The following is a 15832-nucleotide window of genomic DNA, read 5'->3' on the forward strand; positions in this document are numbered from 1 at the left end:
GCGGAGCCGCCAATCGATGCAGCCGGGAAGGGGCGGGGTTGGGGTAATGATCTCGGGGCTAGCCCACCTCCCCCGGCCGCACGACCTCCGTGATGCCCCGCGCAGCCAAGTGCGCAGAGTCCCCCGCCCGGCTCGCAAGCACCGCCGTGGGCCGTACCCCGTCCCCCGCCAGCCGGACGAACGTCTCGAACACCGCTCCCCCCGGAGCACACGCGGACCGCCGCGAGGTGGAGTCGTCCACGACCACCGCGGTCGTGCGGACCGCAGGCGCATACTCCCTCCCCCGCCACTCCTCGGCGAGACGAGCAAGGACCTCACCCCCGGGCTTGACCTTCCCCTCATTGGTCAGCAACCCCAGGCTGTACTCAAGCTCGGGGAAATCGGCCAGCGCCCGCGACACATCGTGCGAGCACCACCACGTCACCCCCCACACATCCGCACAGTCGAGCGCCGCCTCCACCGTCGCCTCGGTGAAGGACGCCGCATGCTCGGCGGGGATGAGAGGAGCGGGCGCGCCCACCTCCTGGAGCCACACGGGACGGCACGGATCGTCCGCCCACGCCTTGGACAGCTCGATCATGTACGCCGCGTGCTGCGCGGTGGCGACCCCCTCCGGGCCGTGCCGCTGCGCCGTGCCGTTGAACACCCAGGAGTGCACGGCGGTCGCACCGCCGAGCCGCGCCGCCTGGGCCGGGGTGAAGGGCTGGTCGTCCTGGTACCAGGCGGCGTCGTACTCGGCGTGCAGATGCAGCTTGCCCGGCGCCCCCTCCTCGCACGCGGCGAGCACCCGCCGAAGCCACTGCCCCGCCTGCTCCTCGGTGATGCGGTCCGGATCGGGATGCGGCCCCGCCGAGAACTGGTTGACCTCGTTGCCGATGGTCATGCCGATGAAGTTCGGCCGGTCGGCGAGTGCGGCGGCGAGCGTACGCAGGTACGTGACCTCGCCCTCCACCACATCGGGGTCGGTGAAGATGTTCCGCCGGTGCCACGTCTGCGTCCACGCGGGCAGGAAGTCGAAGCTGGACAGGTGGCCCTGGAGTCCGTCGACGTTGACGTCGAGCCCCCGCTCGGCCGCGGCATCGGCGAGGGCGACGAGCTGCTCCACGGCGCGCGGCCTGATCAGGGTGCGGTTGGGCTGGAAGTACGGCCAGATCGGGAAGACCCGGATGTGGTCGAGGCCGAGTGCGGCGATCGCGTCGAGATCGCCGCGCACGGCGTCGATGTCGAAGTCGAGCCAGTGGTGGAACCACCCCTGGCTGGGGGTGTAGTTGGCTCCGAAGCGAGGCGCTGCGGAAGGCTCACGGGTCGTACGAGGCATGCGAGTCCTGGTTCTTGGGGGGATGCGGGGCCCGCCGGGGGCCCGGTGTGGCGGAGAGGAGACGACGGCTCAGCCCTTGACCGCCCCCTCGCCCACCCCGCGGAAGAAGTACCGCTGGAGGCAGCCGAAGAGCACGATCAGCGGCAGCACAGCGATGACCGTGCCCGCGGCGACGAGCCGTTCGTCGTTGGCGAACGTGCCGTGCAGGTAGTTCAGACCGATGGTCAGGGTGAATCTGTCCGGGTCGCTCAGCACGATCAGCGGCCACAGGAAGTCGTCCCAGGCACCCATGAAGGCAAAGATCGCCACCACGGCGAGCGTGCCCTTGACCGCGGGCAGGGCGATCCGCAGGAAGCGCTGCCAGACGTTCGCGCCGTCGACGTACGCGGCTTCCTCGATCTCGTACGGCAGATTGAGGAAGGCGTTGCGCATCAGCAGGACGTTGAGCGCGGAGACGCAGCCGGGCAGCAGCACACCGATGAGGGTGTTGTTCAGGCCCAGCTCCCGCATGGTGGTGAACTGGGCGATGATGATGCCCTCCACGGGCACCAGCATGGCGAGGATGAAGACGATCGTCGCCGCTCTGCGGCCCCGGTAGCGCAGGCGCGCGAGGGCGTAGCCGGCGAGGGTGGCGCCCACGCAGTTGGTCACCACGTTCGCGGCGGCCACCTTGAGGGAGTTGAGCGCGTAGTCCCAGACGGGGATGGTGTCGGCGACCCGCTCGTAGTTGTGGAAGGTCGGGCTGCTCGGCAAGAACTCCGGCGGGGAGCTGAAGATGTTCTCGTGCGGGCCCTTGAGGGAGGTGGACAGCTGCCAGAGGAACGGCCCGATCATCAGGGCAAGGACGGCGAGCAGGAGCAGATAGCGCAGGACGATCTCCCACACGGGCATCCGGCGGCCGTTCTCGTCGGTGATCCGCCCGCGCTTGCGGGCGCCGCCCTTGCGGACCCTGCCCTGCGTCTTCGGCTGTGCCTGCTCGGCTTTGCGCGTGTCCGTCGCGATGCTCACGCGTCCTCCTTCCGGTCCGCGCGCAGTACGAGCAGCATCAGCGCGACGGTGACGACGAAGACGACGACCGAGATGGCCGACGCGTACCCGACGCGGCCGGTCAGGCCGGTGCCGACGCGCTGCACCAGCATCACGAGGGTGGTGTCCTCGCCCGCGGGGCCGCCGTTGGGGCCTGCCATCAGATAGACCTCGGAGAACACCTTGAAGGCGGCGACCGAGGACAGCGCGGCGACCAGGACCATCGTGGAGCGCACGGCGGGCACGGTGACGGTGAAGAAGCGGCGCACGGAACCCGCGCCGTCCACCGACGCCGCTTCGTGCAGCTCGCGCGGCACGTTGGCGAGCGCCGCCAGGTAAATGATCATGTAGTAGCCGAGGCCCTTCCAGACCGTGACGGTCATGGCGCTCAGCAGGAGCAGCCACTGGTCGCTGAGGAAGCCGACCGAGCCGACACCCACCGCCTCCAGTACCGCGTTCACCAGGCCCCGTTCATCCAGCATCCACACCCAGATCAGGCCCACCACGACGATGGACGCGACCACCGGCGTGTAGAAGGCGGACCGGAAGAAGGTGATGCCGGGGATGTGTTTCTGGACGAGCATCGCGAGCAGCAGCGGCAGCAGCACGAGCGCGGGGACGACCCCGACGATGTACAGCGTGGAGTTGCGAAGACCGATCCAGAACATGTCGTCGTGCAGCAGCTCGCGGAAGTTGTCCAGGCCGACGTACTCCCCCGGTATCAGGGTCCGCTTGTCGGTGAAGGAGTTGATGAGCGTGCTGACGAACGGATAGAGGATGAAGATGCCGACGATCAGCAGTCCGGGGGCGGCGAACAGCCAGGGACTGGAGGGCAGTTGACGCCTGATGCTCTTGCGTGGGCTGCGGTCGTCGGCCCCGGCGCGGGGAGCGGCGGCGGCACTGGAGCTTTTCATGGTGGTGGTCCCGTGTCGTCTTCTCAGCTCTGCTGCAACAGCCGGTCGCAGTTCTTGACAGCGTTGTCAAGTGCTTCCTTCGGGCTTTGCTTGCCCTGGAGGGCCTTGCCCACGCTGTTGCGCAGCTCGATCTTCATCTGCTCGCTGAACAGCACGGGCGTGTAATTCACCGCGGTCTTGATGGACTTGGCGGCGGCGATGCGCACGCGCGTGTCGTCCGTCCCGTCCTCCTTGGTGAAGTACGGGTCGTCGAGCGAGCCTTCCGTGCTGGGGAAGATCGCGACCTTCTTGGCGAAGGACATCTGGTGCTGGGCGTCCGTCACGTAGTGGGCGAAGGCGACGGCGGCGGGCGTCTGCTTGGTCTGGGCGTTCACCATCACCCCCATCACGTACATGTTGTCCTTGCCGGTGTTCGTGATCTGCGGGGTGATCCCGATGTTCTTGTAGAGGGAGGGCGCCTCCTTCTTGAACTTGCCGAGGTCCAGGGCGCTTCCGGGGTTCATGGCGACGGCCTCGGTGAGGAACTTCTTGCCCGTCGACTCGGGCGTCGCGTTGAGCGCCTGCCCGTCGAGCGCCTTGGCGTCGTACAACTCCTTGTACTTCTTGAGGAGTTCGACGCCCTTGGCGCCGTTGAAGGTGAACTTGGTCCCCTCCTTGTCCATCAGGGGGACGCCGTAGCGGCCGAAGTCCTCGATGGTGGGGATGTTGGCGAGCGTGGCGGTCTTGCCCTTGCTCTTCTTCGACAACTGCAACGCGTCGTCGAAGAGTTCGTCGTACGTCTTCGGGGGCTTGTCGGCGTCGAGCCCGGCGTCCTTGAAGATCCGCTTGTTGTAGAAGAGCGGGCCGGTGTTCAGGTACCACGGGAAGGCGTACGTGCCCTCCGTGCCCGGTATCTGGTGGCTCTTCCACGCCCCCGGCAGGTACTCCTTCTCGTACTTCCCCGCGGCCTTGTCGAGGTCGAGGGCGAGTCCGGCCTTGGCGAGCGGGGCCACCAGGTCGGGCGAGACGTTCACGACGTCCGGGAGGGTGCCGGCGGCGGCGTCGGCACTGATCTTGTCGGCGTAGCCCTCGCCGGGCTGGTCGACCCAGTGCACCTTCGTGCCGGGGTACTTCTTCTCGAAGCCGTCGACGACGCCTTCGAAGTAGGACTTGAAGTTGGCCTTCAGGTTCCAGGTCTGGAAGGTGATCTCGCCCTCGATCTTGCCCGAGGCGTCCGTCGAACCGCCGCCGTCACCTCCGTCTCCGCAGGCGCTCAGCGGCAGGAGCACGGCGATGGCGGCGGCAGCGGCGGCTGCCCTTCTGGGGATGCGGGGGTGATGGGAGATGCGCACGGTGAAACGGCTCCTTTGCTCGGCCCAGCGTGAGGCTGACCTTGCACGGCGCTCCGGTAAAAAGTCAATGGATTCGTTGAATAATCCTTGTCGGACTCGCCTCAGTCCCATCAACTACGCAGGTCAGAGCGGTGTGTTCAACTCCTTGCGGGGATCGACTAATGCGCTTTAGAGTGTGCTGGCTCAAGCGCATTAGTTGGAGCGCCACAGGAAAGGGGCAACACCGGTGCAAGGCAAGCGGTCCCCGGCACGCCGGCCGACCATGAAGGACATCGCGCGCCGCGCCGGAGTCTCCGAGAGCGCCGTGTCCTTCGCGCTCAACGACCGGCCGGGCGTCTCCGACATCACCCGCGACCGTGTCCGCAGGGTCGCCGAGCAGCTGGGCTGGCATCCGAGCACGGCGGCCCGCGCACTGTCCGGCGAGGGCGCGGCGACGGTGGGGCTCGTGGTGGCGAGGCCCGCGGGGACGCTGGGCGTCGACTCGTTCTTCCTTCAGCTGATCTCAGGCATCCAGGAGGTCCTGGCGGAGCGTCAGCTGGGCCTGCTCTTCCAGGTGGCCGAGGACGTGGACGCCGAGTGCGCGGTCTACCAGCGGTGGTGGGCCGAGCGCCGGGTGGACGGCGTCCTGGTCGTGGACCCGCGCACGGACGATCCACGCCCGGCGCTCCTCGACGAACTGGGGCTGCCCGCCGTGGTCACCGGCGGCGTGCCGGATCCGGACGCGCACCACCCCGGCCTCTCCACGGTCTGGGCGGACGACGCGGGCGCGATGGCGGCGATCGTGGACCATCTCCACGCCCTCGGTCACCGCCGCATCGTGCACATCGCGGGCCTGCCCGGACTCGCGCACACGGAGCGGCGCATCCGCACGCTGCGGGCCGAGGCGAAGCGGCGCGGCCTGTCCGAGGTCCGCTCGGTGACCACGGACTACTCGGACGCGGAGGGCGCAGCGGTGACCCGCCGGATGCTCTCGGCCGCGTCGCCGCCGACGGCCCTCGTGTACGACAACGACGTGATGGCCGTCGCCGGGGTCGCCGCGGCGGCCTCGCTCGGGTTCGCCGTACCGGGGGACGTCTCGGTGATCGCCTGGGAGGACTCGGCGCTGTGCCGCATGGTGCACCCGTGGCTGACGGCACTCTCGCGCGACACGATGTCCTTCGGCCGGACGGCGGCCCGCGAACTCCTCTCCCTCCTGGACAACGGCCCCGCAGCCACGGTCCAGGTCCCCCTGCCCACCCTCATCGAACGGGAAAGCACGGGACGGGCAGCCGGGGGCTGACCGCCCCTGCCCGGCGGCTGTGTCGTACCCCGCCGTTACGGTGCCGGTATGGCGGACATCTACGAACTCACCATCGCCCTTGACCTGCGTGACGACCTCTCCGGAGCGGAGGTCGCCGAACTCCGGGGGCATCTCGGCCAGGACGACTTCCACGGCACGGCATCGAAGGCCGGCGGAGCCCTCACCTCCGTACTGCTTCCGCGCGACGCCGGCTGGGCGCTGACGGCCCGGACGGAGGCCCACCCGGACGACTTCGACCGCTTCGGCGATCTGCTCGCGTGGCTCGCCGCCAGGGCCGAGGGCCACCACGCGGCGTTCGACGGCTCCGTCCGCGTCGGCTGGATCAGGTTCTACGAGGAGGACCGGCCCGCCCCGCTGGTGGTACGCGACGGACGGGTCGAGTGGCCGTGATGATCCCGGTCAGGGCTTGTCGTACCAGGAGAACGCCGCGATCCGCCAGCCGTCCGGGGTGCGCACGAACTGGATGGTCTTGGTGCCGCCGCCCTCGAAGGGTTCGCCGTCCAAGGTCCCGGATTTGCGGTACTCACCGAACCGCGAGGCGATGTCCCCCTCTATCTCGGTCCGCTCGGAGGTCTCCCACTCGGAGAACTCCGTCAACCGGCCCTCGGACAGGAGCCGTCTGCGCGGCTCGATGAACTCGTCCACCGTGTAGACCGTGTACTGCGGTCCGGTCATGACGATCACCCCGCCAGGAATCATGAGCCGGCGGATGCGGCCCACGTCAGCGGCCTTGCCGCCCGCATTGTCGAAGGCACCGAAGAACTCGGCGGTGAGGGCGTCGATCTCATTCTTGGACATGGCCGTGACGCTAACACCGCTGCTGCTGCGGCGACTTCAAAGGGGGCCGCGCCCGTGCACACGAGCCCGGCCCCGTGAAGAGACCCCTACACCCGCGAGCGGTAGAGGCCGAGTTCCGTCAGTCGTACCGCTTCCCGCGAACCCGTCACCCGCAGCCGCCATTCCCGGGCCCGCACCGGCGCGGCAAGGGCCAGGACGCGGCTCGCGCCCACCGTGTCCACCTCCGTCACGAGGGACCACCCGGAGCCGCCGGACGTCCGCGCCTCGATCACGGCGTGTTCCAGTTGCTGGCCTCGCCGGATGTCCTCGCCGAGGCGGATCCGGTCGACCTCGCGCGCCTTGCCCAGGTCGATCGTGAGCGTCCCGCGGGAGGCCGCCGGGCACTCCCACGCCGTGTCCGGGTCGCCGTCGACGGCTTGCGGTGCGCGGCGGCCGTCGCCGCGGGCCCGCGCCCCCCGCGCGAGGTCCTCGGGCAGCTCACGTCCGATCCGCTCGCGGAACTCCCGGAGCCGTGCCACGTCCGCCGCCGGGAGCAGGCCCTGCTTGTCCGGCGGGATGTTCAGGAGCAGCACCGAGTTCCGGCCCACCGAACGGAACCAGATGTCCGTCAACTGCTCGACGGACTTGGGCTGTTCATCCTCGTGGTAGAACCATCCCGGCCTGATCGAGACATCGCACTCCGCCGGCCACCACTGCACGTACTGGGCGACGGCCCTCGCATCGGCAAGCGCCCGGCGGCTTCCCTGGTCGGGCGCGTCGTACTTCAGGGCGTAGTCGATGCTGCCGTTCCCCGAGTCCTTGACGGGCACGACGCTCCACTCGTCCTCGCGGGCGAGCCCGCCCTCGTTGCCGACCCACCGGACGTCGGGCCCGCGCACGGCGACCGCCGCGTCCGGCGCCAGAGCGCGGATGACCGCGTACCAGCTGTCCCAGTCGTACGTCTCCACCTTCTCCGGCGGGATACGCCCCTGGGCCCCGTCGAACCAGACCTCGTCGACGGGCCCGTACTCGGTGAGCACCTCGTAGAGCTGGTTGAGCATGTGGGCGCCGTAGTCGGTCGCGTCCAGCGTGAACGACCGTGCGGCCGCGGCGTCCGACCGGTCGTCGCCCTCCACCGGCGTGGGAATGGTGCGCGGCGAGCGCGCGCTGCCGTTGGCGTAGACGCCGTGCAGGTACTGGTTCTCGTCGGCTGGCGAGATATAGACGCCCACCTTGAGGCCGTACCGGCGCAGGGAGTCGGCGAACGAGCGCAGTACGTCGCCCTTGCCACCCCGCCAACTGCTGCTGATCACACTGTGCTTGGTGTACCGCGAGGGGTAGAGCACGAAGCCGTCGTGGTGCTTGACGGTGAGGATGGCGAGCTTGAAGCCGCCGTCGCGCAGGGCCCGCGCCCACTGGTCGGTGTCGAGCCCCGACGGCTGGAAGACGTCCGGATCCTCCTCGCCCGTGCCCCATTCGAGGCCGGTGAAGGTGTTGACGCCGAAGTGCAGGAACGCGGTCTGCTCAAGGCGCTGCCAGGCGATCTGCCGTTCGGTGGGCCGGACCCCGGATGCCTTGGCGACCACCTCTTCGGCGGAGTCCTCGGGGCTGATCGGGATGCGGTAGGGCGGTTCCGGTGCGGCGGAAGCGGCCGTGCCGACGGAGCCGGGTGCGGCGAGCGCGAGGGAACTGCTCGACGCGGCGACCGCCGTGGTGACGGCGGCGGTCACGAAGAGGCGTCTGCTGACAGTCATGGGGCTGCGGGTCTCCCTGTCGGATCTCGGGGCGAGGGGATCAGCGGGGCGTCAACGTCCAGTTCGCGGGCGTCTTTTGATCGGTCGGATACTGCTGGAGCCGCCCGTCATCGGCGACGTGCACGGCCATCTGAGTGATCGCGTTCACGAGCCGGAAGCCACCCGACGCCTTCACCAGCTGCCACTGCTGCAGGGTGTTCGCCGGATCGCACGCTTCGTGCGTGATCGAACTGCCCGGCTCCAGCGGCACGTTGAGCGTGAGCTTGCCGCTGCGGGTCTCCAGGCAGGTGCCGTCCGTCGCGGACCGCAGCGTGGCGTAGCCGTCGGCGGTGCGCTTGATCTCGTACGCGGCGGGCTTCGCATGCCCCTTGGTGTCGCGCAGGGTGTACGTCCCGTCGGCCACCGGCGTCTTCGTCAGGTCCCGCCAACCGGGCGCGTGACCGACGGACCTGGCGCGTGCGGTGAAGTCGGCGTACGCCGGGTCCGGGTGGGCGGAGCCCCAGGTGACCTGGGCGACGTGGCTGAGCGGCATGGCCATCGAGGCCGCGACTTCGTTCTCGGTCTCGCCTCGCCCGTTGTCCGGCCAGAGGCTGATCTTCGCGCCGGTGATGCCGTCCCGTGAGGCGAGCTTCTCGCCCTCGAACTGCCGCGGGTCCCACGCCTTGTCGTACAGCGCCTTGGTGTCGGTGTGGAAGCCGCCGCGGACGAGGTAGAGGGAGTAGGCGGCGTTCTGCAACGGATAGCCCCGCGCGATGAGTTCGCTCGGCTTGGTCTTCACGTCGAGCCAGTGCTCCACGCTCGTCCCCGCCGCGACCGGCACGGTGTTCGCGCCGGTCAGGCCGTCGTTCCAGATGCGCAGCTGCTTGCCCTTGCCCTTCGCGTACGCGTGCACACGGTTGACGAAGTCGACGAAGGCGTCCTGCGGGGTGGCCTTCTCGCCGTACTTCTCGCGCGCGTATTCGAGGATGTGGGGGTACTTGGCGAAGTCGGAGCCGAGCATGTACTCGTCGGCGCCCATGTGCCAGGACTTCGCGGGGAACACCTCGGCGTACTCGTCGATGAGGCTCGTGTAGTACGCGAAGGCCTCGTCCTTGGTGATGTCGAGGCGCGACGGCTGCGGCTTGCCGTCGGAGTCGGTGAGCTGGAGGTCGGTGCGCTTCTCCAGCCACGGGTCCATGTGACCGGGCGAGTTGATCTCGGGGATGATCGTGACGTGGTACTTCTCGCCGAGGGCGACGAGGCGGCGTATCTCGCTCTTGGTGTAGTAGCCCCAGCTGTTGGCCCCGGGGTGCCTGTCGCTCTTCACCTTGAGTTCGAGGAGCAGCTGGTTCTGCTTGTTGTACGCCATGTCGCGTACGAGGTTCTCCAGCCACGGCGTCGAGACGTGGATGTAGCAGGCACAGACGCCCACCCCGCGCTCCTTGTACTGCGGCACGTCGACCGTGCGTCCGGCCGGGACGCGGTCGCTCTGCGCGAGGAGCTGGAGGAGGGTGCGGGTGCCGTAGAAGGCTCCGGCTGCGGTCGCCCCGGTGATCTCCAGTCGGTCGCCCGCGCGGAGGACGTAGCCCTCGGCGCCCAGCGCCTTGCGCGCGGGGGCGACGTCGATCACGATGTCGCCGTCGCGCGGGGAGCCGCCGGTGACCGGCGTCCGGCCCTCGCCCGCGGCACGCAGGTCGTCGGCGAGAGTACGGGCGACATCCCGGGCCGCCTTGCCCCGGGCGACGAGCCGGGTACCGGGGCCGAAGACGTAACTCCCCTTCCCCGGTGTCCAGTCGGCGAGCGCGGGGACGGTGCGGGGCGGGTCCGCGGCGGGCTGCGGGGTCCCGGCGGCCCGGGCCGCCGGGACCGGCGCCGCGAGCAGCAGCAGGGCCAGCGCGGCGCCGCTCAGCCGACGGAGCCGCCCTGGCCGCGCACGGGGCGCGAGCATCATGCGCATGTCAGTCATGACATCCGATGATTCAAGCGCCCCATGAGGGTGTCAATGCATTGCTCGCGACGGGGACTTGGACATTTGCACTGCCGCAAGCCGATCCATCGGATGAATCCCAGCCGGGGTCTCAGCCGGGCCAGGTGCCCGTCAACCGGCGGGTGGCGACAGCGCCACCACGGTCGACGGCGGCCTTGACCACGGCGAAGATCGCGCCCTGGAGCGTGGCCGCCAGCAGGATCTCGCCCCAGCCGCGGTCTTCGTCGGTGGCGTCGGGCGCGTCCTCATCGTGTCCGGCCACCTTCCACGCCTGCTTGAACAACCCGCCGGCGGCCACACCGGCGAGCGCGCCGAGCGCCATCCCGACCGGCTTGTACGCGATCTTCGAGGCCTTCACGCCGAGCTCCCGTGCTTCCGCTTGCGCCGCACCAGCACGTACGCGGCCGCCAGCGCGGCGCCACCGGCGAGGAAGGCGGTGCGGCGGTTGCGGACCTGCTCGGGTGCCTTGTCCTGCCAGACCTCGGTGGCCTGTCCCGCCACGGCCTTCACCTGCCCGGTGGCAGCGGCAGCCTTGTCCTTGACCTGGTCGGGCACCTTGTCCTGGAGCACATGGGCGGCCTCGGTGGCCTTGGCCACCGCCTGCCCGCCCAGCTCCGCGGCCTTCTCGGCCGTCTGGCCCTTGATGGCCACGGCCTTGTCCTGCGCACGTGCCTTGACGTCCGCCTTGGCCGCCAGCGCCTCGACCGTCTCGCCCAGATCCTGGCGGGTCTGCTCGACCTTGGCGCGCAGCTCCCCGGAACCGGCGGCGTGCTTGTCGTGGGACTGGGTCATCGGTGTGCACTCTCCTTGATCTCTGCGACATCGGCCTTCACGCCGCCGATGGCCTGCTCGGGGATCGGCGGGGCGGCCCGGCCGACTTCCTTCTTGCCGGTCATCGCCAGGACCGCGGCGGTCAGACCGAGGACCGCGGTGACGATCAGCCCCGCGGCCCACACCGGGAACGGCACCGCGAGCGCCGCGATCGCGGTGGCGACGAGGGCCTGCAAGGTGAGGAAGCCGACGAGTCCGGCTCCGCCGAACAACCCGCTGCCCTTGCCGTAGCGCCTGGTCTTCTCCTTCATCTCGGCCTGCGCCAGACGCATCTCACCACGCACCAGCTCCGTCAGCTGCTGGGACGCGCGCTGCACGAGGTCGCCCACCGGCTCGCTGCCGGTGGCGCTCCGTCCGCTGCCGGCACCGCCGGTGGTGTGCGGACCTGTCTGGGCCATCGTCATCAACCTCCTGTCTGTTCTGCGGCCGGGTACCCCGATCTCCTCGATCGGCACATGGCGGGACCCCGTTCGCGCCGGGCGGCGTCACTCCTGCGTGGGCCGGTGGTCCCCCTCCGTGGGCCGGTGGTCCTCCTCCATGCGCCGCTGGTCCTCCTCGTCCCACGCGCGGGTGTCGCGGGGCGGCAGGTACGGCTCCTCCTCGGGAGGCAGACCACCGGCGATGGCCCGCTGCCGGGACAGCTCGGCGTCGAACTCCAGGCCGAGCAGGATCGCGATGTTGCTGAGCCAGAGCCAGACCAGAAAGATGATCACGCCGGCGAGCGCGCCGTAGGTCTTGTTGTACGAGCCGAAGTTGCTCACGTAGAAGGCGAAACCGGCCGAGGCGATCAGCCAGATCACCAGCGCGATCACGCTGCCCGGGCTGACCCACCGGAAGCCGCGGCCCTTCACGTTCGGCGTCGCCCAGAACAGCAGCGCGACCATGAAAGTCACCAGGACGACGAGTACCGGCCACTTCGCGACGGACCACACGGTCAGCGCCGCGTCACCGAACCCGAGCGCCGAACCCACGGTGTGGGCGAGTCCGCCCGTGAACACCACGATGAGCGCGCTGAGGACGGCAAGGGTCAGGAGCACCACCGTCACGCCCACCCGCACCGGGAGCACCTTCCACACCGGCCGCCCCTCGGGCATGTCGTACACGGCGTTGGCGGTGCGGATGAACGCCCCCACGTACCCGGAGGACGCCCACACCGCGAGGACGATGCCGACCACCGCCATGAGGGAGCCGAAGCCGCCCTGGCCCCGCAGCTGCTCCACGGCGTCGCTGATGATCTCCTTCGCCGAGCCCGGCGCGAGCTTGTCCAGGTTCTCCAGGAGCCAGTCGATGGCCGACTCCCCCACGACACCGAGGAGGGAGACAAGGACCAGGATCGTCGGGAACAGCGAAAGCACCCCGTAGTAGGTCAGCGCCGCGGCCCGGTCGGCCAGCTCGTCGTCCCTGAACTCGCGGACCACGCCCGTGACGACCGCACGCCAGGACCGCTTCGGCAGCTGCGTGGGCTCGACCAGGGGGCGCTCCGCGCTGTACTCGGCATCCGATGTTCCGCTCATACTCTCCGGAGTAACCCGCAACCGCCCGACCATGCGCGAAAGGCGCCTGCGGGACCCGCACACGCCGCGTGCCCCCTGCCGGGGTCAGAGGTCCTGAAACCGGCAGGGGGCACGCGGCGAAGCGGAGGGATCAGTCGATACCGGGGAGGATATGCGGCTCCGCGAGGTCGTCCTCGTAGCCGGCGAGTCGGATCGGGGCCGCTTTGGCCCACGAGTCGAGGTTGCTGAGCTTGTGGGGCCTGCCGGCCCGCTCGCCGCCGCGCTCCGCCGGTCGCTTTTCCTGCTTCGTCAGATCTGGTGTCACCGCGCACTCCTCTGTGTCGCGTAACGGAAGGACAAGGGCACTTCGGTCGCGGTGGCGCCGTTGATCGGGCGGGATCGCGGCCACGGTTGCAAGCCTGTCCCAGGGCGGCAGAGGGGTGCTTGTGGTCCCCTGGAGGCCGTCCGTTGGCATCAGATTAACCAAATGAGCGGGCGCGCGCTCTATGGATTCCGCCGATGGGGTCGATTTCGGACACTTCGTGTCGGTGTGGGGGTGGCAGTCGGGCCGAGAACTTCCGAAAGTGTCGACCCCATGGGTCTTTCCGTAACTCCATGGGACCGTACGGAAATGACTTCTGCTCCGGCACGGGAGGGCGCGGTGGCTCTGGTGACCGGAGCCTCGCGGGGCATCGGACTCGCCGTCGCGCGGGCCCTGGCAGGCTCCGGGCACCGCCTCGTGGTGACAGCACGCGAACCGACCTCCCTGGAAGCGGCGGTGGCCGCACTGCGCGCCGAGGGGGCGCAGGCCGTCGGATGTGCGGGCGGCGTGGCTGATTCCGGTCGGGCGGAGGCCTGCGTGGCCCTGGCGATGCACGAGTTCGGGCGGCTCGACGTCCTGGTGAACAACGCCGCGACCAACGCCCCCTTCGGCGCGCTCATGGACGTCGACCTGGCCCGGTGGCGTACCGCCTTCACCGTGAACGTCGAGGCCGCGCTGCATTTGACGCAGCTCGCCTGGCGCGCCTGGATGAGGGAGCACGGCGGCGCGGTGGTGAACATCTGTACGGAGGGCGCGTCCCATGTCGGCCCGAACGTGGGCGCGTACGGCACCAGCAAGGCGGCACTCCTGCACCTGACCGCCCAGCTCGCGGGTGAACTCGCCCCTTCGGTACGGGTCAACTCCGTGTCCCCCGGCCTCATCCGCACCGAGATGGCCCGCTTCGTGTGGGACGGTGCCGAGCAACAGCTCGCGGCGAGCCTGCCCCTCGGCCGCATCGGCGAGCCGGAGGACGTGGCGAGGGCCGTGACATGGCTGGTCTCCGATGCGGCCGAATGGGTGACCGGCGCGGACGTCCTGGTGGACGGCGGGACCAGAGTGCGGGCAGCGGCCGGCGGATCATCTCCGTACCCGGTGCACGAGCGGCTGCGGGCTGATCACGATGAGCCCTGACGGCTCAGGCGAGGAGCGGCCGCCGCCGCCCGCCTGCTACCACTTGCCGGGTGCGTAGTCCTTGAGGAAGACACCGAACACGTCTTCGCCCGCCTCGCCCCGCACGACCGGGTCGTAGACCCGCGCCGCGCCGTCGATCAGGTCCAGGGGCGCGTGGAAGCCCTCGTCGGCAAGGCGCAGCTTGTCGAAGTGCGGGCGCTCGTCGGTGATCCAACCGGTGTCGATCGAGGTCATGAGGATGCCGTCGGTCTGGAACATCTCCTGGGCGCTGGTCCGCGTCACCATGTTCATGGCGGCCTTGGCGGCGTTCGTGTTCGGGTGGCCCGCGCCCTTGTACCCGCGGCCGAAGACGCCCTCCATCGCCGAGACGTTGACGACGTAGGAACGGCCGCTCGACGCCTTCTTCGCGGCGTCGGACATCGCCGGGCGCAGCGCGCTGATCAGGATGAACGGCGAGGTGTAGTTGCACAGCTGGGTCTCGAGGAGCTCCACCGGGGAGATCTGCTCGATGGTCTGCACCCAGGTGTTGCTGTCGACGACGTCCGGGACCAGGCCGCCCGCGTCGATGGCGGTGCCGTCCAGGTGCCGGGCGACGCTGGCGTTGCCCGCGACGAGGGCGAGGTCGGCGACCTGCTGCGCCTCCAGGCCGCTGGTGCCGACGGGCAGCGCGGCCAGGCCGTCCACCGCGCCGGAATTGAAGGCGCCGATGACGGAGTGGGCGGGCAGCTCACCGGCGGGCAGCGGCGCGCCCTCGCCGTCGACCAGGGCGGCGTACGCCGAGGGCAGGCGGCGCACGGTCTGCGTGGCGTTGTTGATCAGGATGTCGAGCGGTCCGGCCGCGGCGACCCGCTCGGCGAGCGCGACGGACTGGGCCGGGTCGCGCAGGTCGATGCCGACGATCTCCAGGCGGTGCAGCCAGTCCGCCGAGTCGTCCATCGCCTTGAAGCGGCGGATGGCGTCCTTGGGGAAGCGGGTCGTGATGGTGGTGTGGGCACCGTCGCGAAGGAGGCGCAGCGCGATGTACATGCCGATCTTGGCGCGGCCGCCGGTGAGCAGCGCGCGCTTGCCGGTGAGATCGGTGCGGGCGTCGCGCTTGCTCCGGTTCAGGCGGGCGCAGTCCGGACACAGCTGGTGGTAGAAGTAGTCGACTTCCACGTACCGCGTCTTGCAGGTGTAGCAGGAGCGCGGGCGCTGGAGTATCCCCGCGATCCGGCCCTCCTCGGTCTGCGAGGAGGGCAGCAGCCCCTCGGTCTCGTCGTCGATCCGCTCGGCGGAGCCGGTGGCGGTGGCTTCGGTGACGGCCTTGTCGTGCGCGGTCTTGGCGGCCCGGCGCTCCTGGCGGCGGCGCTGCTTCACGGTCCGGTAGATCCCGGCGGTGGCGCGGCGCACGGCGATCGCGTCGGGGTGGTCGACGTCGAGCTTGTCGAGCTCGTCGAGCACGCTGAGGCAGACGGCGAGCCGGTCGGGGTCGATGCCGGGGCCGAAGTCGACGGCCTCGCCGGAGGCCTCTTCGGCCGGACCGGCAGCCCCCGGGCTGTCCTCTGTCACCGTCATCGCCGCTGTCCTCGCGTCACTCATGCCGCGGCTCGTCTGAGTGACCGCGGAAGCTCCAAAGAAGAGAACTTTACGTAGCGACGGGCCCCTCTATCAAACTCGGGCGCTCTACGCA

The 15832-nt window shown here is 69.8% G+C and carries 16 protein-coding genes; 3 read left to right on the forward strand and 13 right to left on the reverse strand.

The window, feature by feature from the left end; all coding sequences use genetic code 11:
* Positions 1–58: 58 nt before the first annotated feature.
* The 4 genes from ACQKIP_RS20965 to ACQKIP_RS20980 all read right to left on the reverse strand — a co-directional run bounded on the left by ACQKIP_RS20965 (position 59) and on the right by ACQKIP_RS20980 (position 4589).
* Positions 59–1318 carry a glycoside hydrolase 5 family protein gene (locus ACQKIP_RS20965; RefSeq protein WP_365865074.1) on the reverse strand — a complete coding sequence of 420 codons (1260 nt, stop codon included), beginning with the start codon at positions 1316–1318 and terminating at the stop codon, positions 59–61.
* A gap of 69 nt (positions 1319–1387) precedes the next feature.
* The gene (locus tag ACQKIP_RS20970; protein WP_365865184.1) at positions 1388–2233 is read right to left on the reverse strand and encodes a carbohydrate ABC transporter permease; all 846 of its coding nucleotides are present in this window, start codon (positions 2231–2233) and stop codon (positions 1388–1390) included.
* An 89-nt stretch (positions 2234–2322) separates the two neighbouring features.
* Positions 2323–3258, reverse strand: a complete 936-nt coding sequence (locus ACQKIP_RS20975; protein ID WP_365865072.1) for a carbohydrate ABC transporter permease — start codon at positions 3256–3258, stop codon at positions 2323–2325.
* Positions 3259–3281: 23 nt separating this feature from the next.
* Positions 3282–4589, reverse strand: coding sequence for an extracellular solute-binding protein (locus ACQKIP_RS20980; RefSeq protein WP_427743744.1), 1308 nt, complete (start codon positions 4587–4589; stop codon positions 3282–3284).
* Between the two features lie 262 nt (positions 4590–4851).
* Between ACQKIP_RS20980 and ACQKIP_RS20985 the strand changes: the two genes are divergently transcribed.
* Together ACQKIP_RS20985 and ACQKIP_RS20990 are read left to right on the forward strand one after the other, a co-directional pair.
* Complete coding sequence (locus ACQKIP_RS20985; protein ID WP_365865070.1) at positions 4852–5868, forward strand: LacI family DNA-binding transcriptional regulator; 1017 nt, start codon at positions 4852–4854, stop codon at positions 5866–5868.
* A gap of 48 nt (positions 5869–5916) precedes the next feature.
* A complete protein-coding gene (locus ACQKIP_RS20990) occupies positions 5917–6279 on the forward strand; it encodes a hypothetical protein (protein ID WP_365865069.1) in 363 nt (120 codons plus the stop codon).
* Between the two features lie 9 nt (positions 6280–6288).
* On the opposite strand, the gene ACQKIP_RS20995 is transcribed toward ACQKIP_RS20990, so the two are convergent.
* The 8 genes from ACQKIP_RS20995 to ACQKIP_RS21030 form a co-directional block, all read right to left on the reverse strand.
* Positions 6289–6687 (reverse strand): nuclear transport factor 2 family protein, encoded by a 399-nt coding sequence (locus ACQKIP_RS20995; RefSeq protein ID WP_365865067.1) that lies wholly within the window; start codon positions 6685–6687, stop codon positions 6289–6291.
* Positions 6688–6773: 86 nt separating this feature from the next.
* Positions 6774–8420: an alpha-L-fucosidase gene (locus tag ACQKIP_RS21000; RefSeq protein WP_365865066.1), complete on the reverse strand. Its 1647-nt coding sequence runs from the start codon at positions 8418–8420 to the stop codon at positions 6774–6776.
* 40 nt (positions 8421–8460) lie between these two features.
* The gene (locus ACQKIP_RS21005; protein ID WP_427743748.1) at positions 8461–10365 is read right to left on the reverse strand and encodes a family 20 glycosylhydrolase; all 1905 of its coding nucleotides are present in this window, start codon (positions 10363–10365) and stop codon (positions 8461–8463) included.
* A 112-nt stretch (positions 10366–10477) separates the two neighbouring features.
* The gene (locus tag ACQKIP_RS21010) at positions 10478–10744 is read right to left on the reverse strand and encodes a DUF4235 domain-containing protein (protein WP_365865064.1); all 267 of its coding nucleotides are present in this window, start codon (positions 10742–10744) and stop codon (positions 10478–10480) included.
* On the reverse strand, positions 10741–11178 hold the full coding sequence (locus ACQKIP_RS21015; RefSeq protein WP_365865062.1) for a DUF3618 domain-containing protein: 438 nt from the start codon (positions 11176–11178) through the stop codon (positions 10741–10743). The genes ACQKIP_RS21010 and ACQKIP_RS21015 overlap by 4 nt, the downstream gene beginning before the upstream one ends.
* Positions 11175–11615 (reverse strand): phage holin family protein, encoded by a 441-nt coding sequence (locus ACQKIP_RS21020; protein WP_427743750.1) that lies wholly within the window; start codon positions 11613–11615, stop codon positions 11175–11177. The genes ACQKIP_RS21015 and ACQKIP_RS21020 overlap by 4 nt, the downstream gene beginning before the upstream one ends.
* 87 nt (positions 11616–11702) lie before the next feature.
* On the reverse strand, positions 11703–12731 hold the full coding sequence (locus ACQKIP_RS21025; protein WP_365865060.1) for a YihY/virulence factor BrkB family protein: 1029 nt from the start codon (positions 12729–12731) through the stop codon (positions 11703–11705).
* 130 nt (positions 12732–12861) lie between these two features.
* A complete protein-coding gene (locus ACQKIP_RS21030; protein ID WP_365865058.1) occupies positions 12862–13035 on the reverse strand; it encodes a hypothetical protein in 174 nt (57 codons plus the stop codon).
* A 306-nt stretch (positions 13036–13341) separates the two neighbouring features.
* On the opposite strand from ACQKIP_RS21030, the gene ACQKIP_RS21035 reads away from it, so the two are divergent.
* A complete protein-coding gene (locus ACQKIP_RS21035; RefSeq protein ID WP_365865056.1) occupies positions 13342–14163 on the forward strand; it encodes an SDR family oxidoreductase in 822 nt (273 codons plus the stop codon).
* A gap of 36 nt (positions 14164–14199) precedes the next feature.
* On the opposite strand, the gene ACQKIP_RS21040 is transcribed toward ACQKIP_RS21035, so the two are convergent.
* On the reverse strand, positions 14200–15717 hold the full coding sequence (locus ACQKIP_RS21040) for an SDR family NAD(P)-dependent oxidoreductase (RefSeq protein WP_365865054.1): 1518 nt from the start codon (positions 15715–15717) through the stop codon (positions 14200–14202).
* Between the last annotated feature and the right edge of the window lie 115 nt (positions 15718–15832).

This window comes from Streptomyces sp. NPDC059900, assembly GCF_050270335.1.
Taxonomy (GTDB): domain Bacteria; phylum Actinomycetota; class Actinomycetes; order Streptomycetales; family Streptomycetaceae; genus Streptomyces.